This is a genomic window from Streptomyces sp. NPDC096310 (genome assembly GCF_044763125.1).
Taxonomy (GTDB): Bacteria; Actinomycetota; Actinomycetes; order Streptomycetales; family Streptomycetaceae; genus Streptomyces.
Genome location: NZ_JBIWFO010000009.1, coordinates 19,150 through 40,813, shown reverse-complemented (window position 1 = coordinate 40,813; position 21,664 = coordinate 19,150). Strand labels below are relative to the sequence as shown.

The window sequence follows — 21,664 nt, the reverse complement described above, 5'->3', positions numbered from 1 at the left end:
TTGGCGTGCGGTGAGGCGGTTGTACGGGGACGCGCCCGCTACGCGGGGTCCTGCTCCTCGATGGCGGCCGGACGGATCTGCGCGGCGCGGACCCGCTCGACGTCCAGCTTGGTGCCGCGGTCGAAACGGTAGATGCCGTTGCGTTCCTGGAACACGTCGGTCAGTTGGGTGTAGCAGTAGCCGAACATGCCGGGGTCGTCCAGCAGGACGCCGGTGAGCCCGGCGAACCGCGCGTGGAACTCCTCCTCGTCGCGTACCCGTTCGCCGTACCCCCAGGATTCCGTCCGGTCCTCGCCGGAGAACGCGGCCGCCGCGGCCGGGTCCCACCAGATGCCGCCGAACTCGCTGACGAAGTAGGGCTGGCCCGCGTACGGCAGGGAGTAAGTGGCGCCGTTCTCATGGGTGTTGACGTACGGTTCGTCCTTGGCCAGGCCGGACATCTGGCGCTGGAAGGCGGCCGGGTCCTGTTCGTAGCTGTGGGAGTCGTAGATGTCGGTCTCGATGACCCGGTGGGCGTACCCGGACGTGTCGAGGACCGGCCTGGTCGTGTCCATCGCCTTGGTGGCCAGGAACATCGCCCGGGTCACGGCGTCGAGTTGGGTGATGCGGTCGTGCAGCTTCTGGTACGTCTCGTTGAGCGGGCACCACCCGATGATCGAGGGGTGCGAGTAGTCGCGTTCCAGCGCCTCCAGCCACTGGGCGGTGTAGGAGGCGTCCGGCTGCTGGTTGTTGCCCGACGAACCGCCGGTCTCGCAGCCCCAGTCGCCGAACTCCCCCCAGACCAGGTAGCCGAGGCGGTCCGCGTGGTAAAGGAAGCGCTCCTCGAACACCTTCTGGTGCAGCCGTGCCCCGTTGAAGCCCGCCGCCATGGCGATCTCGATGTCATGGACCAGCGCGGCGTCGGTCGGCGCGGTCATCAGGCCGTCCGGGTACCAGCCCTGGTCGAGCACGAGCCGCTGGAAGAGGGGCCGCCCGTTGAGGGTGACGGCCTTGCCCCGGATCCCCACCGCCCGAAGGCCGGCATAGCTCTCCGCGCTGTCGACCACCTCGCCCGCCGCGTCGAGGAGTTCGATGCGCAGGTCGTACAGGTGCGGATCCTCCGGGCCCCACGGGCGCACCCGCTCCTGCGGCACCGGAAGGTGCAGACGGGGTGCGAGGTCGAGGTCGGCGCGGGCCTCCGCGCGGCAGACCTCGCCGTCGTCGTCACCGAGGACCGCGCGTACCCGGTGGCCGGGGCGGTTGCCGGAGAGGGGAAGTTCCAGATGGAACGCGGATCCCGCCAGGTCAGGGGTGATGCGGGGGCGGCGCAGGTGGAGGTCGGGGACGGGCTCCAGCCATACGGTCTGCCAGATGCCGGTGACCCGGGTGTAGTTGCAGTCGTGGTTGGCGTACTGGACGGCCTGCTTGCCGCGGGCCTGCGGGCCCGAACGCGGGTCGCGGGCGCGGACGGTGAGGGTGACCTCGCCGGAGCCCGCGAGGTCACCGAGGTCGGCGGTGAACGGGGTGAACCCGCCCCGGTGGCGGGCCACTTCGACACCGTTGGCCCATACGGTGGTGTCGTGGTCGACGGCGCCGAAGTGCAGCAGCACCCGGCGTCCGGCCCACGCGGACGGCAGGGTGAGCACCCGCCGGTACCACACGGCCTCCAGGAAATCGGTGTCGCCGATGCCGGACAGCTCCGATTCGGGCGGGAAGGGGACAAGGATCTCGCCGGTCAGGGCGCGGTCCACGAGACCGCGTTCCAGGCCGCTGTCCCCTCGGTCGGTCTCGAACTGCCAGGTTCCGTTGAGGTTGAGCCAGTCGTTACGGACGAACTGCGGCCGGGGGTGTTCCGGGCGCGGTACGGAGGAAGTGGGCACGCATGCTCCAGTCGGTGTGTAGGGGGCGGTGCGGTAGGGGCGGTGCGGTGCGGTCACCGAACCACAATGTACATCGATGTAAATCCGGCGCGGGTCGATCGTGGGACAGGGCGCACGGGGGGCGACGGAGGGGCCCGCGTTCCCGGCCCGGGGGCCGGGAGCGCGGGCGGGCGCGGCCGGGAGCACGGGCGGGCGGCCGGATCAGGTACCGCCGAGCCCCGTGGTGGCCACCGATTTGATGATGCGCCGCTGGAAGAGCAGGAACATGACGATCAGCGGCAGCGAGGCGAGCAACGCGGACGCCATGGACTGCGCGTACAGGATGCCGAAGGAGTCCTTGACGGTGGCCAGACCCACCGGGAGGGTCATGAGGCCGGGGTCGTTGGTGACGATGAACGGCCACATGAAGTTGTTCCAGGCGCCGATGAACACGAAGATCGCGACGGCGGCCACGATGGGCCGGGACAGCGGCAGGACGATGGACAGGAAGACCCTGCCTTCGGACGCGCCGTCGATCCGGGCGGCGTCCTCCAGGTCCTTGGGCAGGCCCTCGAAGAACCGCTTGAGGATGAACACCATCATCGGCGCCACCACTTGGGGCAGGATGACCGCCGCGTACGTGTCCACCAGGTTGAACAGGAGCATCTGCTCGAAGAGCGGCACGACGAGCAACTGCGGCGGCACCATGATGGCGGCGACGGTGACGGCCAGCAGGACCCGGCGGCCCCGGAACGTTCCGCGTGCGAAGCCGTAGGCGGCGAGCGTGGAGACCACCACGGTGATCAGTGTGACCAGACCGGCCACCAGGAAGCTGTTGAAGGCCCAGGTAGTGACGTTCCCGCGCTCCAGGATCTGCCGGTACGACTCCAGGGTGAAGGCGCCCTTGAGCGGGGACAGGCCCGGCTTCGACACGTCCTGCTCGCTCTGGAGCGAGGTGGCGACGGCCCAGACCAGCGGCAGCAGCCAGACGGTCGCCAGGACCACCAGCGCGGTGCCGGCCAGGACGCGCGGCAGCCGTCCCGGGCCGAGGAGCATCGGTGAACCGCCGGCTTCGCGGGGCGCACGGCGGCGCGGGCGCACAGGAGTTGCGGTAGCGGACACGGTCAGTCCTCCTGGCGGAAGAAGCGGAGCTGCGCGACGGAGATGACGATCACCAGCGCGAAGAAGATGTAGGAGATGGCCGAGGCGTAGCCCAGCCGGTAGCCGGTGAATCCGACGTCGTAGACGTACTCCAGGATGGGACGGGTGGTGCCGTTCGGGCCGCCCTTGGTGAGGATGTAGATCTGGTCGAAGACCTTGAGCGAGGCCAGGACCTGGAGCATGGCCACCAGCACGGTGGTCCTGCGCAGTTGGGGCAGGGTGACGGACCACAGCCGCCGCCAGGCGCCCGCGCCGTCGAGCGCGGCGGCCTCGTCGAGGGTCTCCGGCAGGGCCTGGAGCGCGGCGAGGTAGAGCAGGAAGTTGAAGCCGACCGTCCACCAGACGGTGAGGGCGGCGATGGACCACATGGCGACCGACTCGTCGGACAGCCAGCCGACGGGCTCCATGCCGAGCGTGCCGAGCAGTTGGTTCCCGAAGCCGATGTCCGGCTGGTACAGCCATGCCCAGATGAGGGTCACCACGGTGACGGGCAGCAGGTAGGGCGCGAAGAACGCCAGGCGCCACGCCCACTGGCCGGCCAGCCCGCTGTGGACCAGCAGCGCCATCGCGAGTGCGACGAGCACCAGCGGTACGCACGAGATGAGGGTGAAGACGAGTGTGTTGCCCAGGCTGCTCCAGACGTCCGGGTCGCCGAACGCCTCGGCGTAGTTGGCGAATCCGACGAAGGCCGTGTCGCGCAGCGCGAGCGAGCTGTCGGTGAAACTCATCCAGACGCCGTGGGCGACGGGCCAGACCAGGAAGACCGCGAAGAGCACCAGGAAGGGCAGGACGAAGAGCAGGCCGTCGCTCCGGCCGGCGGCGTTCTTCTCCCGGAAGGGGAGCCGGCGGCCGGGAGGGGTGGACGGTGGCGTGCCGGGGGGCACGGCGGTACCGGTGGGTACGGTGGTAGTCACGTCTGTAGCTCCTTGTGCTCCGGTCAGGCCACCGGGTTGGGCTGCCGAAGCAGCGCGTCCGCCTCACGGACCATCTGCCGCACCGCCTTCTCGGCCGAGGTGTTGCCGAGCAGCGCCGCCTGGAGCGGCTGGCACATGCGGTTCTGGAAGTTCGAGGCCGCTCCCGCGAACCAGTTCGGCGGGTCGAGCACCGCCACCTCGCCCGCGTCCGCGTAGGACGACTGGGGGCGCAGCTTCGCGTACTCGGGGCGGGCCAGCACGGGCTGGTACGCGGGGATGTGTCCGGCGCTCGCCCAGGTGAGGCTCTGCTTGAGCATCTGCGCGACGTACCGGTGGGCCTCGCGGCGCCGCGCGGGGTCGGGGTCGGCCTGGTGCGGCAGGACGAAGCTGTGGGAGTCGGTGTAGACGGCGGGGCGTTCGAAGACCTGCGGGAAGGGGGCGGCCCCCAGCCGGATGTCCGACTTGCGCAGGGCGGGCAGCTCCCACTCGCCGAGCATGACCATCCCGCCGCGGCCGTCGAGGAACGCGGCCATCGCCCCGTAGTAGTCGAGGTTGTTGGGGTTGGTCCTCCCGTCGAAGAGCCGCTGCATGAACGTCACGACCCGGACGGCGGCGTCCACGTCGATCTCGGCAGGACCGCCCTCGGGCAGGGTGAACTCCGCGCCCGTCTGGGCGTAGAACGCGGCGAACTGCCGCCAGCACTGCGCCGTGTCGGTGACATGGCCGAAGAGGATGCCCGAGCCTCCGGTGGCCTTCGCGAGCGCCTTCCCCGCGTCCAGCAGGGCCTCGGGGGACCCCATCGGGGCGAGTTCGCCCGAGGTGTCGAGAAGCCCGGCCTTGTCCGCGGCGTCCTGGTCGTAGAAGACGATGAAGGGGTGGACGTCCAGCGGGATCGCGTACACGGTCCCCTCGTACCGGGTCCGCTTCCAGACGGCCGGGGTGAAGTCGGCCTCGCCGCAGCCGAATTCGGCGAGCAGGTCGAGGTCGAAGGCGTCCAGCAGTCCGCCGGGGGCGTATCCGGCCAGCCGGGAGAGGTGGAGGACGGCCACGTCGGACGCCCGGCCTCCGGCGGCCGACATGGCGAGCTTGGTGTAGTAGGACGGGCCCCAGTCCAGGATGGTGCGGTCGACGGCGAAGCCGTCCCGCGCGGTGGAGACGGCCTTGATCATGTCGTTCATCAGGATGCCGTCGCCGCCCTGGAAGAGGTCCCAGACCTTCAGGGCGGAGGCATCGGAGGACGCGGCGGGCGAGGCGCAGCCGGTCAGCGGGCCGGAGGCGAGCAGCGCGGCGCCGGCCCCGGCCACGCCGTAGCGCAGGAGCCCGCGGCGGCTCACGCCCGCCGTCGGCGGGGGCGGGAGCGCGGGCCGCGGCCCGGGGGCAGGTGGAGAAGAACTCATCACGGACCTTTCGACGGCCGGTCGACCATGCCGGTTGACGGCGGCCACCGGCATGGGCAACCGGTGGCGGCCCACCGCTGCAACGGGTGGGCACCGCTCCGGCGACCGGCGCGATGCCATGTTTTTACATCGATGTACAACGGCTGTAAAGAGGTGCGGCACTGCTCGCTGTACAGGCCCGAGCGCGGCCGGAAGGCCAGGCCGCGCCGGAGACCGCCGCGAGGATCGCGGCCCGCCACGGCATAGACTCGGCGGTGCGCAAGTGGCAGGGGGAGATGGCCGTGGCACGACCCAGGATCAAGGACGTCGCACGACACGCGGGCGTGTCGGAGAAGACTGTCTCGAACGTGATCAACGACTACGTCCATGTGTCCGACCGGACCCGGCGTGTGGTCCGCGAGGCCATCGACCATCTCGGCTACCGGGTCAATCTGGCGGGCCGCCATCTGCGCACCGGGCGCAGCGGGGTCATCGCCCTGGTCGTACCGGAGCTGGACGTCCCGTACTTCGCCGAACTCGCCCGGCACGTGATCCGCGCGGCCGAGGAGTGCTCGCTGACGGTGCTGGTCCACCAGTCCGGCGGGGACCGCCGGCACGAGCTGGCTGCGCTCTCCGGGTTCGGCTCCGACTTCGTCGACGGCATCATCCTCAGCCCGCTCGCCCTGACCAGCGACGACCTGCGCGACAACGCCGGCTCTCCGCCGACGGTCCTGCTGGGCGAACTGCTCGAAGAGGGGGCGGACCATGTGGCGATCGACAACGAACAGGCCGCGCGTGAGGCCACCGAGCACCTGATCGCCCGCGGGCACCGCGCCATCCTGGTCATCGGCGGCCGGGACGAGCCCGGGCTGGGCACCGCGGAGGCCCGCACCCGCGGCTACCGGGCGGCCCTGTCGGCCGCGGGCATCGCCTACGACGCGGCGGCGCTGCTGCCCGTGGGGGCGTTCCGGATGCCCGACGGGGCCGACGCGGTGCACCGGGCCCTGAGCGGCGGCGCCCGCCCCGACGCGCTGCTGTGCCTCAACGACCAGCTCGCCCTGGGGGCGTTGCGCGCACTGCACGAGCACGGCGTACGGGTGCCCGAGGACATCGCCGTGATGGGCTTCGACGACGTGGAGGGCGGGCGGTACAGCGTACCGACGCTGAGCACCGTGGCCCCCGACAAGGGTGCGGTGGCGAAGGTCGCCGTACACCTGCTGCGCCACCGTATCGCCGAGGCGACCCGGCCGCAGGCCGGCGCGGACGAGCCGGCACCGGCCCCGCTCTCCCCCCAGGACCGCGTCGTGGCGCACCGCCTTGTCCTGCGGGAGAGCACCGAGGGCGCCGCGCACCGACCGGGCCGGGCCCGGCGGTGATCACGGCGGGCGCGTTGGACCGGCGGACGCGTGGTCGGCGATGCTGAACCCGCGGCCGTACACCGCCCCGGACCGGTGAGACCCGGTCCCGCCGTCCCAGCCGTTCCGCCATCGGCGCCCCGGCGCCCCGATCCCCGGAGTTCCCTGTGCGCGTGATCGCCTTCGACCACCTCGTCCTGAACGTCGCCGACATCGAGCGCTCGCTCGCCTTCTACACCGGCCCGCTGGGGCTGGAGCCGGTACGGGTGGAGCAGTGGCGGGCCGGCGAGGCCCCCTTCCCGTCCGTACGGGTGAGCCCCACCACCATCATCGACCTTGTCGAGGCACCCGGCGGACAGCCGCGGGACTCCAATGTCGACCACATCTGCCTGGTGGTCGAACCGCTCGACTGGCAGCAGGTCTTCGACTCCGGCGTCTTCACGGTCCTCGACGGACCCGGTGAGCGCTTCGGTGCCCGGGGCACCGCGGTCTCCCTCTACGTACAGGACCCGGACGGCAACTCCGTGGAGCTGCGCTGGTACCCGCAGGACGCCTGAGGGGCCACGCGCCGGACGGCATGGCCCAGCAGGCCGGCGATTCCCGCACAGGACTGCCGAAGCGTCAGTCAGATGGAGTCGGACCTCCGGGCGATGCCATGGTCGATCCTCACTGTCAGGTGGTGGAGGTGGGGCCGGGCGGCAGGTGGACGGTCATGATCAGGTGGCAGGTTTCGGTGCCGGTGCCGCGGTAGGTGTGCGGGGCATCGCCGTTGAAGGTGGCGGTCTGTCCGGCTTCGACGGGGTGTTCGGTGCCGTCGACGATCAGGGTCATCCGTCCGGCGGTGACGCTGACGGTCTCGGTGACACCGGGCTGGTGGGGGTGGCTGGGATATGCGTCGCCCGGTCGGAGTTCCCAGCGCCAGACCTCGGTCGGTGCCGGGCCGGATGTCGTCAGCATGAGCCGGGCTGTGCCGCCCTCCTCTCCGGTCCACAGGGGCATCACGGTGTCGGCGGACACGACGCGGACGCGGCCCTGGGCGGGGCCTTCCATGAGTGCGGACACGGAGACGCCGAGAGTGTCGGCCAGCCGCACCAGGGTGGCGAAGTTCGGGTTTCCCTGCGCTTTCTCCAGGGCCACGAGGGCGCCCTTGCTGACGTGGGCGCGTCGGCTGAATTCGTCCAGGGACAGGCCCGCGCGGGTGCGGGCCGCCCGGACGTTGCCCGCGAGGGTGCGCAGCGCTGCCTCGGTCTCCGTCATCCGGATCGCCTTCCTCACTGGCGGACCACCGCAATGCGCCAGACGGTCATTCGATTGGTACACTCGGTCGGCCTGTTGTACGGTTTAGTCGTTCCGTTGATAGTAAGGGATGTCACCGTGCTCGCTCTGCTGCTGGCCCTGGGCAGTTCCCTGGCCTACGGATGCGCCGACTTCCTCGGCGGCCTCGGCGCCCGCAGGGCCCACGTCCTGCGCACCGTGATGATCGCCGCCCCGGCCTCGCTCGCGGTCGAACTGCTGCTGTGGCCCCTCCTCGGTGCCTCGTTCAGTACCGGCGCCCTTGTCTGGGGCGCGGCCTCCGGCTTCGCCTCGGCCGCCGCCTTCGCCCTGCTGTACCAGACCCTGGCGATCGGCCCGATGAACGTGCTCTCGCCCGTCACCGCGTTGGTGTCCGCCGTACTGCCCGTCGGCGTGGGGCTGCTCCAGGGCGAGCACCTGGGCCTGGCCGGGCTGCTCGGCCTGCCGCTCGCGCTCGTCGCGGTCGTGCTGGTCAGTGCCGGTCACGGCGCCGGTTCCGCGCGGCCCTCGCGCTCGGCGCTGCTGCCGGCCCTCGGCGCGGGCGCCGCCATCGCGTCGCAGATGGTCTGCCTGCACCAGGCTCCTTCCGACAGCGGCGTGGCCCCGCTGATCATCGGCAGGGCGGTGCCCTCGGCCATCACCCTGACCGCCGCCGGCCTGATGGGCCGCAGGCTCGGTACGGAGAAGCCCGTCCACGCGATGTCGGCCGCAGCGGGCGCGCTGGACTCGCTGGCGAACCTGATGTTCCTGCTCGCCGCCCGCAACGGCGACCTCGCCGTCGTCGCCGTGATCACCGCCCTCTACCCGGCCGGGACCGTCCTGCTCGCCCGCAGTGTCCTGGCCGAAAAAATCTACCGCGGCCAGCTCGTCGGCCTGGGCACCGCCGCCGTCGCCGTCGGCCTCCTCGCTCTCACTTGACCCGCCGCACCCCACGATCCCGCACACGATCACGCAGGGAGAACGCATGTTCATCCAGCCCTGGGACGCCACCCTGGACGACGCCGAATGGCGGACCTGGATTGCCGACGGCCACGACTTCGGCCTTCTGAGCGTCAACGGTCCGCCAGGCCAGGCGCCCGCTGTCGTCCCCACCCACTTCACCACCGACGGCACCCACCTCCTGGTCCACCTCGCCCGGCCCAACCCCGTCTGGCGGACGATCGAGGCCGACCCGAACGTCACCTTCACCGTCATCGGCGACTACGCCTTCATCCCCGGCCCCTGGCGCGCGGGGCCTGGTATTCCGCCCACCGACGGCGTGCCCACCAGCTACTACGCGGCCGTCCAGTTCATCTGCCAGGCCCACATCGTCGACGACCCGGAAGCCAAGGCCGAACTGCTGCGCCGCCAGCTCGCCCACTTCCAGCCCGACGGCGACCACGCCCCCATCGAGGACGGCCGGCCGCCGTACGGGCGACTGCTGCCCGGCATCCGCGGCCTGACGCTGGAGGTGACGGAGGTCCGGGCCAAGTTCAAGTACGACGACCACAAACCCACCGAGCACCGTGCCAGCGTCGCCGACCGCCTCACCGCCCGCCACCAGGCCCTCGACGAGCCCACAGCCCGCCAGCAGCGGCGCCGCCTGGACCGCATCGGCCCCTGGAAACCCTGACACGCCCATCCCCGCACCCTCCCGGAACGGAGCTCCGCTCATGACCGCCTTCCGCATCGACCCCGCCGTCGCCGCCGCCTTCCCCGACACCCTGATCGCCGTGGTCACCGCCGGCGGACTGCGCGGCGACGAGCCCTGGCCCGACACCGGCGCCGCACTCGACGATCTCGAACAGCGGCTCGCCACCGGCACTTGGGCCCCGGCCGACGAGAGCGACCCGCGGATCGAGGCGTGGCACACCGCCCACCGCTCCTTCGGCACCAACCCGCGCCGCATCCGCCCCAGCGTCGACGCGCTCGGCCGCCGGATGGCCAAGAAGGGCACCCTGCCGCGCATCAACGCCGCCGTCGACTCCTACAACGCCGTCTCCGTACGGCACGGCCTGCCCGCCGGCGCCTTCGACCTCGACCACGTCACCGGCGACGTCGACATCAAGTACGCGGACGGCACCGAGGAGTTCACCCCGCTCGGCGAACCCGACACTGTCGAGAACCCCAAGCCCGGCGAGATCATCTACACGGACACCGCCGGTGTCCTGACCCGCCACTGGAACCACCGCGACGCCCACCGCACCCGCGTCACCGAAGGCTCAACCCGCGTCGCGTTCGTCCTCGAAACCCTCCGCGCCACCCGCGACGGCCATCTCCTCAAGGCCGCCGCCGAGGAACTGACCGGTCTCCTCGTCCCGCACGCCCGACAGAGCACCGTCCGCTATCTCAGCCCGGAGCAGCCCGAAGCCACAGCGTGAGCTGATCGTTGGTGAAGCCGGTCGTCACGCCGGAGGAGCTCGGCCTCGGTGAGGCGTGCCGGGAGCATCCGCGGTTCCGCGGTCGGCAGCCCGGTGAAGCGGTGGGAGATCCCGGCACGACAAGAGGGCCCCAACCTGACCGGAGCTGCGCCTCCGGGGGCCACAAAGCTATTACTTGGCTAGCCACATAATCGGTGCTACTTTTATGTGGCTGGCCACGTAAGTGGGCGGCGTGACGAACCCACTTGAGGAGAGAGCAGTCATGAAGGCCATCGTTTTCGACACGTTCGGCGGCACCGAGGTCCTGCACGAGGCAGAGATCCCGACCCCCCAGCCCGGCCCGGACCAGGTCCGCGTGCGCGTTCACGCCGTCGGCGTCAACCCGGTGGACGGCAAGATCCGCTCCGGTGTCATGGAGGCCATTTTCCCCACCACGCTGCCCGCCGTGCCCGGCGGGGAAATCGCCGGCGTGGTCGACGCGCTCGGTGAGGGTGTCGACCATCTGAAGGTGGGCGACGAGGTTCTGGGCTGGTCCGACACGGGCTCGTACGCCCAGTACGCCTTGGCCTCCGCCGCGGTCCTTGCCCCCAAGCCGGCCGGTCTGGACTGGACGCATGCCGCCGCCCTGCCCGTGGCGAGCGACGGCGCAGAACGAGTGCTGGACCTGCTCGACGTCAGCGCGGGTGAAACGCTGCTGATCCACGGCGCCTCGGGCGCGCTCGGCACCATCGCCGTCCAGCTCGCCGTGGCACGCGGTGCCCGCGTCATTGGCACTGCCGGAGCGGCCAACCAGGAGTACGTCGCCTCGCTCGGTGCTGCGGCACTGACCTACGGGGACAACCTGGTCGAGCGGGTCCGTGCGCTCGCCCCCGACGGGGTGGACGCGGTCTTCGACGCCGCGGGCAAGGGCGCCCTGGAGGACTCCATCACCCTGCGCGGAGGCACCGACCGGATCGTCACCGCTGCCGACTTCCGCGCCCGCGAACTCGGCATCGTCTTCGCCGAAGGGCCCCAGCGCCGCTCCGCCGCCCGCCTCGCCGAGTTGGCCCGGCAGGCGGCGGACGGCACGCTGGTGACCACGCTCAGCGCCACCTACCCGCTGGCACAAGCCGCCCAGGCGCAGCAGGCCAGTGACGCCGGCCACAACCGTGGCAAGATCGTCCTCACCGTCAACTGAACGATCAATCCGACTCACGTGATCAAGGAAGCAGCGATGTTCGGTACCACCTCATCAGAGCTGCCGAACGCGGCGGGCGAAGGGCGTTTGAGCTACGCCATCTTCCAGCTCGCCCGCGTCCACCGCGGCCATGCCGCCGCCATGCTGCGCGCCATGAACCTGCACCCGGGCCAGGAACTGCTGCTGATGCAGCTCTTCGACCGCGACGGCCAGACCCAGGCAGAACTGCTGGAGCGGGTCGGCCTCGACCACTCCACCGTCTCCAAGTCGCTGCGCCGCATGCAGGAGGCCGGGCTGCTCACCCGGGAGCCCGCGCCGCACGACCGGCGGGTCATGGTGGTCCACCTCACCGATGCCGGGCGCGCCCTGCAGGAGCCCATCACCGATATGTGGCGCACCCTGGAGCAGGTCTCCGTGCGTGATCTGACTCCTGAGCAGGTCGAGATGTTCACCACGTGTGCGCGATTGATCGAGAAATCGGTCAGGGACCAGAGCCGGCAGACATCTGCCGGGTGATCAGGCACGGCCGGGCGGCCCACTCGCCAGGCCAACCCCTCCAACCCCGCGCCCGGCGAGGGCGCCCCGAGGGCAGCCCTCCTCGGTCGGCCAGGGGTGGCCAGACACCCCGGGCCTGCACTCCGAGCATCGGGTGACCGCCTGGCGCGAGATCACCGACGCCGTCCACGTCAATTCCTTGCGCAGTGGGGGTCAGTGCCCGGGGGCGGGGAGGTCGCCCTCGATGTACTGGGCGCGCCCGTCGGCGAAGGACCAGTCCTCGGGGCCGTCCTCGAAGTAGCTGACGAACAGGTCCCCGCCGTCGACACCGGCTTCGGCGAGCTGCTGCGCGAGCGTGCTGTACACCAGTTGCTTGTCCTGGATGCTGCGACCGCGCTGGGTGAAGATGTGGACGATGACCGTACCGGAGGTGCGCTCGAAGCCCAGGCCGGCGTCCAGGGCGATGATCTCGTCGGGGTCGTGCTGGGTGATGATCTGGAAACGGGCCCGCACGGGGATCTTCAGGACGTCGACGAGGGACGGCGTCGGCGATGGCCCGGATGTTCTTGGGGCCGCGGCCGCGGATCATGTCGAGGCGTACGAGGGGCAGGGCGAACTCCTTCGGGTGAGGGTTGATCAGGGCTTCAGGGGGATCCGGCTACCGTGGCCGGCGATGCGCAGCACGCAGGTGAGGCCCGCGTCGTCGAAGGCGTGCTCAATGGCTTCGCGGCCCCCGGTGAAGTGGGCCCAGCGAAAAGGCAAGCCTCGCGCACGGGGAGGGCCGGGAAGGAGCTCGGGCTCCCCGACCACACCCGCAGCGGTTCACTGGCCCCCGCGGGCCCCGACCGCTTCCTCTACGGCTCTCGCGACGCGCCCTCGTCGGCAGCAATGGCCCGGGACGGCGGACCGGTTCAGTTGACTTCAGGTCCGGCCACACCCCCGGCGGGCCCCGCGATGACTTCGGCGCGGGAATCCGGTCGTCATGGGGAAGAGACAAGGAGATCCGCCATGCCGGCACACGGTCCCGCACACCAGCCCACGACCGACCTCGACACCCGCTACAGTTCCGCGCTCCATCCCCGCCCGGGCGCCTCGGACGTCACCGCCACCGAATGGGCCGAGGCCCGGCGGCAGTTGGAGGCCGCCGAGATCTTCTGGGTCTCCACGGTGCGCCCCGACGGCCGCCTCCATGTCACGCCGGTGATCGCCGCCTGGCACGACGGGGTGCTGTACTTCTCCACCGGCCCGGAGGAACAGAAGGCGCGGAACCTCGCCCATGACGGCCACTGCGCGCTGACCACCGGGAGGAACGCGCTCACCGAAGGGCTCGACGTCGTGGTCGAGGGCACGGCGGAGCGGGTAACCGATCCCGCCGTACTGGACGAGGTGATCGCGGCGTACGAGGCGCAGTACGGGCCGCACATCACCTCGCCCGAGGGCACCTTCCACGGGATCGGGGACGCGTTTCGCAGGGGGGACGCGGTGGTGTTCGCGGTGGCCCCGGTCACGGCGTACGGCTTCGGCCGGGACGACGGGGTCTACACCCATACGCGGTGGACGTTCTGAGCGACCGCGCGCCGTCTTCACCCCGTACGCACGCCTCCTCAGCCATCGACGGCCACCCTCACGGTCGCGGCCCAGCGCGCGGGTGAACTCGGCGGCGGCCGGCCGGCGCGACGGCCGGGGAAGAGCCGGCGGGAGTCTCGGTCGGTCGCGAAGAGGTCAGCGGCCCGAGTGCGCCGCCACCCGCTCAGGAAGGTTGTCGGCGTCGGGAAGTCCGACGAGGGCACGCCGGAACTCCGTCGGATTGACGCCACGGATGCGTTTGAACGCCGCGCTGAACCCGAACGCATCCGCGTAGCCGACCTCGCGGGCGATCTCGGCAAGGGTCGCCGCCTCCCGTTCCCTCATGAGGTCGGCTGCGATCATCATCCGCCAGCGGGTGAGGTAGGTCAGCGGCGGTTCGCCCACCAGGTCGGCGAAGCGTTTCGCGAGGGTGGCCCGTGACACCCCGGCCCGGTCGGCCAGGGAGGAGACCGTCCATGGTGCGGCCGGTTCATCGTGCAGCAGCCGCAGCGCTTGGCCGACGACCGGGTCACGCTGTGCGGAGTACCAGGCCGGGGGCTCGCCGCCCGGCCGGTCGAACCACTCGCGCAGCGAGCACACCAGCATCCAGTCCAGCAGCCGGTCGAGCACGATCTGCTGGCCCGGGGCGTCGACGGCGACCTCCGCGGCCAGGAGGGCCCGCACGGCGTCGGCCGTACCGTCGGGTGCGACGCGCAGGACGTCGGGCACCCCGTCCAGCAGCCGCCGACCGATCTCGCCCCGGACCGGGTAGGCGCCGGTGATCAGCGTCGTCGCACAATCCGGACCACCGTGAGGGCCGTCGTGCCAGCCCAGCCGGTGACGGGTCCCGCCCTGATCGGGCGTCGCGCACTCCTCCCCGCACTCGATCGGCTCGGCCGCGGTACCGATCTCGTCGACGAAGGAGAACGGCGCGGGGCCACGCAGGATCAGCGTCTCACCGGCGGTGAGGTACTCGGACGGGTGCCCCTCAGGAACGATCCAACCGGACCCTTCGAGCACGGTGCACAGCGTCAGCGGCGCGCCGTCGACGAACAGCAACGACCAGGGCGCGGTCAGGGTCGAACTGCCGAACAACGACCCCTGGGCTCGCACCCCGCGGAACATGTCCCCGAAGGCATCCATGAGGCGATGCTAGACGCTCACACAGGCAACCGAGCTTTTCACCCATGGATTCGTCCATCGGGCGTCGGAAGAATCGACGTCAGAGCAACGGCACCACCCCGGCCTCGGCGCCACCGGCCGCCGCGTCGCCGCCCTGTCGAGGCTGCGCGGCACGCCGGTGCACGCGGCCTCTCGCTCCAGCGCTACCCGATCCGGCTGGACCGACCCGGCAGCCGGCACGCGACCCCGCAGGGTGTTGCCGCCGAAGAACCAACGACCGGAGAACTGAAATGACGCTTGAATCCTCGATCCGGGCCGGTGACCTACCGGTGGTGACCAGCCTTCTTCACGCCGGAACGGACCCGAACCTCCGCGCTGCTGACGGCCTTACGCCGCTGATGATCGCCGCGGGCCTCGGCCAGCCCTATATGGTCGATCTTCTGCTGGCGGCCGGCGCCGACGTGTTCGCGGTCGAACGGCGCATGGGCGCGACCGCGCTGCACAAGGCGGCGCAGTCGGGCAATGTCGATGTGATCGGGTCGCTTCTGGATCATGGCGCCTTTGTCGATCAGCAGTCGCCGATCCTGGGCAATACGCCGTTGATGGATGCCGTCCTGCACCAGCAGGAGGAAGCCGTTGTGCTGCTCCTGAAGCGGGGCGCCAAGACGACGGTTGCCAACGTCTGGCGGCAGACCGCGCTCGGCATCGCTCGTTCTGACGGCCTCGACACAATCGCGGGCCTGATCGAGGGGCAGACCGAACACGACGAGGAACGGGTCGGCGCCTTGAAGCTGGTCGCAGCCGTCAAGACGGGTGACCCGGACGAGGTCGAGCGGCAGATCGCGGCGGGCGCCCCCCTCGACGAAAAAGTCCCGGTGGTGGGAAGCCCCGACGACAATTACACGCCGCTCGGAATCGCCGCGCGAGACGGGCACCCCGAAATCGCGCGTGTGCTTGTCGAAGGGGGCGCGGACCCGTACCGAATCATCGGGTTGATGGGTGGCACCGCACTGCACGACGCAACCTATTTCGGGCACGCCGACATCGTCCGGCTGTTGACGCAGGTGTCCCGGAACGCCGGAAAAGAGGTGCCCGATATCGACGCACAAGGCCCCTACAACGGGCTTTGCGCGCTTCACGACGGCGTATGGCACGGGCATCTCGAAGTCGTGAAGGCGCTGGTCGAGGCCGGAGCGCAGCTCGATCTTCGAGGCCATACGGGGGTCACCCCAAGGGAGCTGGCGCTTCTCTACGGCTTTGAGGAAATCGCCCGCTTCCTTGAGACCGCCGAAAATTCCTGAACCTCGTTATCCGACAATGGAGCTGTGACATGAGCGAGACCATCCTGCCTCACCCCTTCGCCTTCCCCGATTCCGCCCTCGAAGATTTGCGTCAGCGGCTGTCGAGTACCCGCTGGCCCGAGCGCGAGTCGGTGGCCGATTCCAGCCAGGGCGCGCCCTTGTCGCGCATGCGGGCGCTGATCGACTATTGGCGAGATGACTACGACTGGCGCGCAGCCGAAGCACGGCTGAACGCGCTCAACCCGTCCACGACGCGGATCGACGGGCTCGACATCCACTTCCTTCACGTGCGTTCGCCGGAACCGGACGCGACGCCGCTGGTGATCACGCATGGCTGGCCCGGCTCGCCGTTCGAGATCGCGAAGTCGGTGCCGCTGCTGGCAGATCCTCGATCTCATGGCGGCGATCCTCGGGACGCCTTTCATGTCGTCGTTCCTTCGATGCCCGGGTTCAGCCTCTCCGGGAAGCCGACGGGGACCGGCTGGGGCGTGGAGCGTATCTCACGCGCCTGGGTCGAGTTGATGCGGCGGCTCGGGTACGACCGGTTCGTCGCACAGGGCGGCGATTGGGGTTATGCCATCACCAACGCGCTCGGCGCCATCGGCGCGCCGACGGTGCAGGCAGTCCATTTCAACATGTTCCCCGTTTTCGAGACGCTGGAGGCCCAGGACGAGGGCGAGCGTCGCGGACTGGAACGCCTGCGGGACTTCCAGGCGAACAAGTCGGGGTATCAGCTCGAACAGATCCAGAGTCCGCAGACAATTGGTTATGCGCTCACCGACTCCCCGGTGGGGCAGGCGGCGTGGCTCTACGAACTGTACGAACGCTGGACGGACCATGGCGGTGATCCCGAACAGGCGCTGAACCGCGACGACATGCTCGACAACATCACGCTGTACTGGCTTACCGCGACCGCCGCCTCGTCCGCCCGCATCTACTGGGAGAGCATGCGCAGTTTCCGGGAGCAGGAGATCGAAGTCCCCGTCGGCTTCAGCCAGTTCCCGAGCGATCTCCATCTGGCCAGTCGGCGGTGGGTGGAGGAACGCTATCCGACCTTGGTCCACTACAACAAGCTGCCGAAGGGCGGGCATTTCCCGGCATGGGAACAGCCCGAGCTGTTCGTCGAAGAGGTCCGCGCCAGCTTCCGCACCCCACGATGAGAATGCGCGCTCCGGAGCGGGCGAAGGAGGTCGCCGCGCTCGGCATGGGCGCTCTGGACGTGTCGGGGACACCGCCGCGGCGGTTGGCGGAGCTGTTGCGGTACGGGGTGGACGGCAAGGCGTTGCTGCCGCGGCGGCACGGGAACGCGCGGCGGCCGGCGACGCTGCCGGCCACCACGGTGTGCCCGGCGGCGCGGGCGGTGGACGACGCGCTGGACCTGCTGGAGCCGCAGATCGCGACAGAGCTGCCGGCCCGCGCGGAGCGGGGACCACGCCGAGCGATGACAGCGACCGACATAGCGACTACAGTGACAGCAGTCACTGACGTCAGTGACTGTCATCGCCAGTCTCGGTCCAGCATGCCTGGACTTCGAAGGAGCTCGTTCACATGCGCGTTTTCGTCACCGGAGCATCCGGCTGGATCGGTTCGGCCACGGTCGACGAGTTGCTCGGCGCGGGCCATGAGGTGGTCGGGCTCGCCCGCTCCGACGCCTCGGCCGCGTCCCTCGCCGCGAAGGGTGCCCGCGTGCACCGGGGCGACCTCGACGACCTCGACAGCATCCGGGAGGGCGCGGCGGCTTCCGACGCCGTGCTCCACCTCGCCAACAAGCACGACTTCACCAACCCCGCCGTCTCCAATCAGGCCGAGCGGGCCGCCGTACAGACGATCGGCGACGTCCTGACCGGCTCGGGCCGTCCGTTCCTGCTGGCGTCCGGCGTCGCGGGACCGGCGCCGGGCCGGGTGGCGACCGAGGACGACAGGTCACCGTTCCACGGCCCGGACTCGCCCCGGGGCGGCAGTGAGAACCTCGCGCTGGAGTTCGTCGACCGTGGTGTGCACGCGGTGAGCGTACGGTTCGCCCCGACCGTGCACGGCGACGGCGACCACGGGTTCATCGCGGCCCTGGTCGCGATCGCCCGCGAGAAGGGGGTCGCCGGCTATGTCGGCGACGGCACGAACCGCTGGCCGGCGGTCCATCGGTCCGATGCCGCGCGCCTCGCCCTGCTGGGACTGGAGAAGGCCCCGGCGGGAGCGCTCCTGCACGCGGTGAGCGAGGAAGGAGTGCCCGCACGGGAGATCGCGGAGGCCATCGGACGAGGAATCGGCGTTCCCGTGCGTTCGATCGCGCCGGAGGACGCGAAGGATCACTTCGGCTGGATCGGCGGCTTCTTCGCCATGGACATCCCCGCCTCCAGCACCCGCACGCGGGAACTCCTCGGCTGGACTCCCAGCGGGCCGACCCTCATCCAGGACCTCGACGCCGGGTCCTACTTCCGCGCCTGAGGCGCCTGGGGTCTGCAAGGCGTCTGAGGGCATCCGAGACGTCTGAGGTGTACGAGGAGTCCGAGACGCCTGGGGCGTCTGCCGGGGCCCCAGGGCCGTTCCCGTGGAAGCCACCGGCGTTCAGCGCCCGGTGGCGCCGTCGATGAGTTCGCGGAGGATGTCCGCGTGACCCGCGTGGCGGCCGGTTTCCTCGATCATGTGGGTGAGTGCCCAGCGGACACTCGGCGCCGGGCCCGAACTCTCCGGCCGGGGAAGCGGTGCGCCGAGATCGGTGCACGCGTCGAGAACTCTGTTCGCGCGGTCGACGGTCTCCCGGTAGCGGGCCACGACATCGGCGACGCTGTCCTGGGGCGCGGGCCGGAAGGTCGCCTGCCAGTCGGTGACCTGTTCGCCGAGGAACGTCGCGCTCTCGACCGCTGCCAGATGGTTGAGCAGGCCGAGCACGCTGGTGCCCGAGGGCACTGCCGGTGTCCGGACCTGGGGTTCCGCGGCTCCGTCGACCTTTGTGGCGATCGAGGCGCGCAGGTAGTCGAGAAATCCGCGCAGGACGTCGGCTTCCTTGTTCGCGGCGCGCGGCGGAGGGGTGTCATGACGGCGGGCGGCGGTGGGCACGGGCGTTCTCCTTGCTGTGGTGCTCGGTGGGGCGGGGTCCACGGTCCGGCGGATGAGCAGGACGTGGTCGACGACCTCGGCGGTTCGCCCGTCGGGGCCGATCGCGGTCCGGCGCGGCATGTCCGCGCGTTCGACCGTCCACCGCTCCGGGGCGAGGCCCATCCGTGCCGCGACCTCTTGAGGAGTCGGATAGCGTCCGTCCGGGTTTGGTTCCACGACCACGGTGCCGTTGATCCGTGATCGACGATCAGGAGCCGTCCGCCCGGACGCAGCAGATGGGCGGCGGAGCCGAGGATGGCTGTCCCGGGTCGGCGGGCGGCGGGCCGGTCCGCGTACACCTCGTCCCAGAACTGTGCTGCGCCGGAGCGCTCCATCGGGTTCCTTCCCCTCGGTTTCCGTCCGGTCAGTCCCGGCCGACGCGTCACGAAGTGGCGCCCGTCCTTGCCGTTTCTGCAAGCTCTGCCGCATTGGATGGGCAGCGCGGACGGCGGAGCGGCGGAGCTTCTCGTCCTGTCCGGCATGCAGGGGGGCGGGTCCACGTACACGCCGATCGCACGCCCCGGGGCGCCCGTAGCGCCCGTAGCCCACGCCTGCTGTACCTGATGTGACCGAACTCGTCCAGGCCGAAGCGATTCCCTAGCTCGCGAGGGGCCCCGGCGCCGATCGCGACCTGCGCGACCCTCTCGTCAACAACGGTGGCAGTACCGGGCATTGTGCGGCCACCGCGAGCCAGAAGAGTCCGGGTGAGCGGTGCGCTCGGCCAGTTGGTATGCCTCTCCCCCGACGACGCCGCTGGCGAAGGCTCCGAGCCCGGCCGCGAGCCGTTGGCGGCCGAAGACCACGGCGGGCGTCCGGGTGGGGCGGGCGAGGGCTTCGAGGTCGTTCTTGAGGAAGAGGACGATCTCGCCGAAGCAGACGAGGACCGCCCCGGCCAGGACGGCGGCATGCCCTCCCACGGCGAGGGCGGCCATGCCGACGCCCATCGCGGAGAAGCCGTACCGCAGGGCGCGCACGTAACTCAGGCCGGCGATCCATCGCGACAGGAGCGGTTGTGCCACCACGAGAAGGAGGGCGTAGAGGGCGAGGACCAGACCGTAGTACGTCGTCGAGGTGCGCGGCACGGTGTAGAGGGCGAGATAGTGCTGGAAGAACATGAACAGGGCTTCCGGGGAGGTCGGACCTGGTGGGCACGGCGGCCTGACGGGTCGACGTACGGCTGCGACAGCAGCGGTGGCGGAAACGTCAGGGCGGCCGGGCCGGCATCGGCGCCCCACCTGGGCCATGTGCCGTCGAACACGTTCATCCGCCCGGCACCGTGCGCTCACGCACCGCTCTTCATCACTCCTTCGAGCGACGCACGACGGAAGAACTCGGTGAGGTCGTGGGCGAGGAGTCCGGGTTCCTCGTGGGCGGCGAAGTGTCCGCCCCGGGGCATACGGGTGTACCGGGTGACGTGGTACGTGCGCTCGGCCCAGCTCCGGGGCGGCTGGGAGAGATCGGCCGGGAACAGGGCGACGGCGGTGGGTACCTCGACCCGCTCGACCCTTCGCGTCAGCGCCCGGGCGTACTCGTAGTAGGGCCGGAAGGAGGTCGAGATGGTCCCGGTGAACCAGTAGAGCGACGCCTGGGTCAGGAGGAAGTCGTCACTGAACCGCGAGGAGAGGTCGCCTCCGCAGTCGCTCCACGTACGGTACTTCTCGACGATCCAGGCCAGCAGCCCGGTCGGTGAGTCGGCGAGCCCGTAGCTCAGGGTGAGAGGACGGGTGCTCTGCTGGTGCAGGTACGCGCCCTCTTCCGCAGACCATCCGGCGACGGAGTCGAGGTACGCCCGCTCCTCGGCGGTGACACCGGCCGCGTCGTGGGCGGCCGGTCCTGCGACCGCCGTCACATGGATGCCCACCACGGCCTCGGGGTGAGCCTCGGCGAGCCGGGAGGTGATGCCGGCACCGAGGTCGCTCCCGTGCGCCGCGTAGCGCTCGAAGCCGAGTTCGCCGTGCATGAGGCGGTGCCAGATCTCGTGTGTCTGCGCTGGCTCGGTGAGCGAGGGCCGCTGAGGGGAGAAGGCGAATCCGGGCAGCGAGGGGACGATGACGGTGAACGCGTCGGCGGGATCGCCGCCGTGGCGTGAGGGTGCGGCCAACCGGCGGGCGAGGGTGGTCAGTTCGAGGAACGAGCTGGGCCACCCGTTGGTCAGGATGATCGGCAGGGCGCCGGGGTGTTCGCCGTCGAAGCGGAGGTAGTGGACGGGGGTTCCGTCGATGTCCGCGAGGTGGGACGGCAGGGCGTTGACGGCGGCTTCGTGGGCACGCCAGTCGTAGTCGGTGGCCCAGTGGGTGACGAGGCGGCGCAGTTCGCCGGGGTCGGTGCCGGCCTCCCAGTCACCGGTGGGCCACGGGGTCGGCCAGCGTGTGTGCAGCAGCCGTGAGCGCAGCTCGTCCAACTCGGCCTCGGGTACGGCGATCATGGGCGTGGGGTGGGTCACGGGAATCTCCAGGGGTTCCGTTCTCACGTGACAGCGGTGTGTGCCCGGGACCACGCCGCCGCGCGCGCGTGGTCCCGGGGACCGGCGGGTGGAATCGGCGAGCGCGGCGGACAGGACCATCAGGATCGCGACGACGCCGAGGCTCGCGCTGACGGTCACGGCCACGG

General features: G+C 70.6%; 21 protein-coding genes and 2 pseudogenes. 12 read left to right on the top strand and 11 right to left on the bottom strand.

Annotated elements, in window-relative coordinates:
* Positions 1-38: 38 nt before the first annotated feature.
* From ACIQ7D_RS19100 to ACIQ7D_RS19085, 4 genes are all read right to left on the bottom strand, one after another.
* The gene (locus ACIQ7D_RS19100) at positions 39-1,859 is read right to left on the bottom strand and encodes a glycoside hydrolase family 2 protein (protein ID WP_403938946.1); all 1,821 of its coding nucleotides are present in this window, start codon (positions 1,857-1,859) and stop codon (positions 39-41) included.
* Between the two features lie 201 nt (positions 1,860-2,060).
* Positions 2,061-2,960, bottom strand: coding sequence for a carbohydrate ABC transporter permease (locus ACIQ7D_RS19095; protein WP_403938944.1), 900 nt, complete (start codon positions 2,958-2,960; stop codon positions 2,061-2,063).
* A gap of 2 nt (positions 2,961-2,962) precedes the next feature.
* On the bottom strand, positions 2,963-3,913 hold the full coding sequence (locus ACIQ7D_RS19090) for a carbohydrate ABC transporter permease (protein WP_403938942.1): 951 nt from the start codon (positions 3,911-3,913) through the stop codon (positions 2,963-2,965).
* A gap of 23 nt (positions 3,914-3,936) precedes the next feature.
* On the bottom strand, positions 3,937-5,310 hold the full coding sequence (locus ACIQ7D_RS19085; RefSeq protein ID WP_403938940.1) for an extracellular solute-binding protein: 1,374 nt from the start codon (positions 5,308-5,310) through the stop codon (positions 3,937-3,939).
* Positions 5,311-5,591: 281 nt separating this feature from the next.
* On the opposite strand from ACIQ7D_RS19085, the gene ACIQ7D_RS19080 reads away from it, so the two are divergent.
* Positions 5,592-6,665 (top strand): LacI family DNA-binding transcriptional regulator, encoded by a 1,074-nt coding sequence (locus ACIQ7D_RS19080; protein ID WP_403938938.1) that lies wholly within the window; start codon positions 5,592-5,594, stop codon positions 6,663-6,665.
* A 146-nt stretch (positions 6,666-6,811) separates the two neighbouring features.
* Positions 6,812-7,201 carry a VOC family protein gene (locus ACIQ7D_RS19075; RefSeq protein WP_403938936.1) on the top strand — a complete coding sequence of 130 codons (390 nt, stop codon included), beginning with the start codon at positions 6,812-6,814 and terminating at the stop codon, positions 7,199-7,201.
* Positions 7,202-7,316: 115 nt separating this feature from the next.
* Here the strand turns inward: ACIQ7D_RS19075 and ACIQ7D_RS19070 are convergent, their stop codons facing one another.
* Positions 7,317-7,901 (bottom strand): helix-turn-helix domain-containing protein, encoded by a 585-nt coding sequence (locus ACIQ7D_RS19070; RefSeq protein ID WP_403938934.1) that lies wholly within the window; start codon positions 7,899-7,901, stop codon positions 7,317-7,319.
* A 117-nt stretch (positions 7,902-8,018) separates the two neighbouring features.
* Between ACIQ7D_RS19070 and ACIQ7D_RS19065 the strand changes: the two genes are divergently transcribed.
* From ACIQ7D_RS19065 to ACIQ7D_RS19045, 5 genes are all read left to right on the top strand, one after another.
* Complete coding sequence (locus ACIQ7D_RS19065; RefSeq protein WP_403938932.1) at positions 8,019-8,855, top strand: EamA family transporter; 837 nt, start codon at positions 8,019-8,021, stop codon at positions 8,853-8,855.
* Positions 8,856-8,901: 46 nt separating this feature from the next.
* Positions 8,902-9,549, top strand: a complete 648-nt coding sequence (locus ACIQ7D_RS19060; RefSeq protein ID WP_403938930.1) for an FMN-binding negative transcriptional regulator — start codon at positions 8,902-8,904, stop codon at positions 9,547-9,549.
* A gap of 40 nt (positions 9,550-9,589) precedes the next feature.
* Positions 9,590-10,297, top strand: a complete 708-nt coding sequence (locus ACIQ7D_RS19055; protein ID WP_403938929.1) for a B3/4 domain-containing protein — start codon at positions 9,590-9,592, stop codon at positions 10,295-10,297.
* A 262-nt stretch (positions 10,298-10,559) separates the two neighbouring features.
* Entirely contained in the window at positions 10,560-11,474 is a 915-nt protein-coding gene (locus ACIQ7D_RS19050) for an NADP-dependent oxidoreductase (protein ID WP_403938927.1), read from the top strand.
* 36 nt (positions 11,475-11,510) lie between these two features.
* Positions 11,511-11,990 carry a MarR family winged helix-turn-helix transcriptional regulator gene (locus tag ACIQ7D_RS19045; RefSeq protein ID WP_403938924.1) on the top strand — a complete coding sequence of 160 codons (480 nt, stop codon included), beginning with the start codon at positions 11,511-11,513 and terminating at the stop codon, positions 11,988-11,990.
* A gap of 192 nt (positions 11,991-12,182) precedes the next feature.
* On the opposite strand, the gene ACIQ7D_RS19040 is transcribed toward ACIQ7D_RS19045, so the two are convergent.
* The gene (locus tag ACIQ7D_RS19040) at positions 12,183-12,482 is read right to left on the bottom strand and encodes a tautomerase family protein (RefSeq protein ID WP_403938922.1); all 300 of its coding nucleotides are present in this window, start codon (positions 12,480-12,482) and stop codon (positions 12,183-12,185) included.
* 495 nt (positions 12,483-12,977) lie between these two features.
* On the opposite strand from ACIQ7D_RS19040, the gene ACIQ7D_RS19035 reads away from it, so the two are divergent.
* The gene (locus tag ACIQ7D_RS19035) at positions 12,978-13,535 is read left to right on the top strand and encodes a pyridoxamine 5'-phosphate oxidase family protein (RefSeq protein ID WP_403938921.1); all 558 of its coding nucleotides are present in this window, start codon (positions 12,978-12,980) and stop codon (positions 13,533-13,535) included.
* 156 nt (positions 13,536-13,691) lie between these two features.
* Here the strand turns inward: ACIQ7D_RS19035 and ACIQ7D_RS19030 are convergent, their stop codons facing one another.
* On the bottom strand, positions 13,692-14,678 hold the full coding sequence (locus ACIQ7D_RS19030; protein ID WP_403938920.1) for an AraC family transcriptional regulator: 987 nt from the start codon (positions 14,676-14,678) through the stop codon (positions 13,692-13,694).
* A gap of 269 nt (positions 14,679-14,947) precedes the next feature.
* Here ACIQ7D_RS19030 and ACIQ7D_RS19025 point away from each other — a divergent pair, with 269 nt between their 5' ends.
* The 4 genes and pseudogenes from ACIQ7D_RS19025 to ACIQ7D_RS19010 all read left to right on the top strand — a co-directional run bounded on the left by ACIQ7D_RS19025 (position 14,948) and on the right by ACIQ7D_RS19010 (position 18,403).
* Positions 14,948-15,958 carry an ankyrin repeat domain-containing protein gene (locus tag ACIQ7D_RS19025; RefSeq protein ID WP_403938918.1) on the top strand — a complete coding sequence of 337 codons (1,011 nt, stop codon included), beginning with the start codon at positions 14,948-14,950 and terminating at the stop codon, positions 15,956-15,958.
* Between the two features lie 29 nt (positions 15,959-15,987).
* Positions 15,988-17,118 (top strand): epoxide hydrolase family protein, encoded by a 1,131-nt coding sequence (locus ACIQ7D_RS19020; protein WP_403938916.1) that lies wholly within the window; start codon positions 15,988-15,990, stop codon positions 17,116-17,118.
* A 5-nt stretch (positions 17,119-17,123) separates the two neighbouring features.
* A pseudogene (locus ACIQ7D_RS19015) lies at positions 17,124-17,387 on the top strand (hypothetical protein); the annotation flags it as partial.
* A 119-nt stretch (positions 17,388-17,506) separates the two neighbouring features.
* Positions 17,507-18,403: an SDR family oxidoreductase gene (locus tag ACIQ7D_RS19010; RefSeq protein WP_403938914.1), complete on the top strand. Its 897-nt coding sequence runs from the start codon at positions 17,507-17,509 to the stop codon at positions 18,401-18,403.
* A 120-nt stretch (positions 18,404-18,523) separates the two neighbouring features.
* Here ACIQ7D_RS19010 and ACIQ7D_RS19005 read toward each other — a convergent pair whose 3' ends face one another.
* From ACIQ7D_RS19005 to ACIQ7D_RS18990, 4 genes and pseudogenes are all read right to left on the bottom strand, one after another.
* Positions 18,524-19,015 carry a DinB family protein gene (locus tag ACIQ7D_RS19005; RefSeq protein WP_403939292.1) on the bottom strand — a complete coding sequence of 164 codons (492 nt, stop codon included), beginning with the start codon at positions 19,013-19,015 and terminating at the stop codon, positions 18,524-18,526.
* Between the two features lie 42 nt (positions 19,016-19,057).
* Positions 19,058-19,314: pseudogene (locus ACIQ7D_RS19000) on the bottom strand (SAM-dependent methyltransferase); the annotation flags it as partial.
* 387 nt (positions 19,315-19,701) lie between these two features.
* Positions 19,702-20,169 carry a hypothetical protein gene (locus tag ACIQ7D_RS18995; RefSeq protein ID WP_403938912.1) on the bottom strand — a complete coding sequence of 156 codons (468 nt, stop codon included), beginning with the start codon at positions 20,167-20,169 and terminating at the stop codon, positions 19,702-19,704.
* 167 nt (positions 20,170-20,336) lie between these two features.
* On the bottom strand, positions 20,337-21,497 hold the full coding sequence (locus tag ACIQ7D_RS18990) for an epoxide hydrolase family protein (RefSeq protein WP_403938911.1): 1,161 nt from the start codon (positions 21,495-21,497) through the stop codon (positions 20,337-20,339).
* Between the last annotated feature and the right edge of the window lie 167 nt (positions 21,498-21,664).

What these genes read in the sequence shown, in the direction of transcription:
- ACIQ7D_RS19085 (WP_403938940.1), bottom strand. Translation starts at nt 5,310, where the DNA reads ATGAGTTCTTCTCCACCTGCCCCCGGGCCGCGGCCCGCGCTCCCGCCC.
- ACIQ7D_RS19070 (WP_403938934.1), bottom strand. Translation starts at nt 7,901, where the DNA reads ATGACGGAGACCGAGGCAGCGCTGCGCACCCTCGCGGGCAACGTCCGG.
- ACIQ7D_RS19060 (WP_403938930.1), top strand. Translation starts at nt 8,902, where the DNA reads ATGTTCATCCAGCCCTGGGACGCCACCCTGGACGACGCCGAATGGCGG.
- ACIQ7D_RS19055 (WP_403938929.1), top strand. Translation starts at nt 9,590, where the DNA reads ATGACCGCCTTCCGCATCGACCCCGCCGTCGCCGCCGCCTTCCCCGAC.
- ACIQ7D_RS19050 (WP_403938927.1), top strand. Translation starts at nt 10,560, where the DNA reads ATGAAGGCCATCGTTTTCGACACGTTCGGCGGCACCGAGGTCCTGCAC.
- ACIQ7D_RS19045 (WP_403938924.1), top strand. Translation starts at nt 11,511, where the DNA reads ATGTTCGGTACCACCTCATCAGAGCTGCCGAACGCGGCGGGCGAAGGG.
- ACIQ7D_RS19035 (WP_403938921.1), top strand. Translation starts at nt 12,978, where the DNA reads ATGCCGGCACACGGTCCCGCACACCAGCCCACGACCGACCTCGACACC.
- ACIQ7D_RS19030 (WP_403938920.1), bottom strand. Translation starts at nt 14,678, where the DNA reads ATGGATGCCTTCGGGGACATGTTCCGCGGGGTGCGAGCCCAGGGGTCG.
- ACIQ7D_RS19025 (WP_403938918.1), top strand. Translation starts at nt 14,948, where the DNA reads ATGACGCTTGAATCCTCGATCCGGGCCGGTGACCTACCGGTGGTGACC.
- ACIQ7D_RS19020 (WP_403938916.1), top strand. Translation starts at nt 15,988, where the DNA reads ATGAGCGAGACCATCCTGCCTCACCCCTTCGCCTTCCCCGATTCCGCC.
- ACIQ7D_RS19010 (WP_403938914.1), top strand. Translation starts at nt 17,507, where the DNA reads ATGCGCGTTTTCGTCACCGGAGCATCCGGCTGGATCGGTTCGGCCACG.
- ACIQ7D_RS18995 (WP_403938912.1), bottom strand. Translation starts at nt 20,169, where the DNA reads ATGTTCTTCCAGCACTATCTCGCCCTCTACACCGTGCCGCGCACCTCG.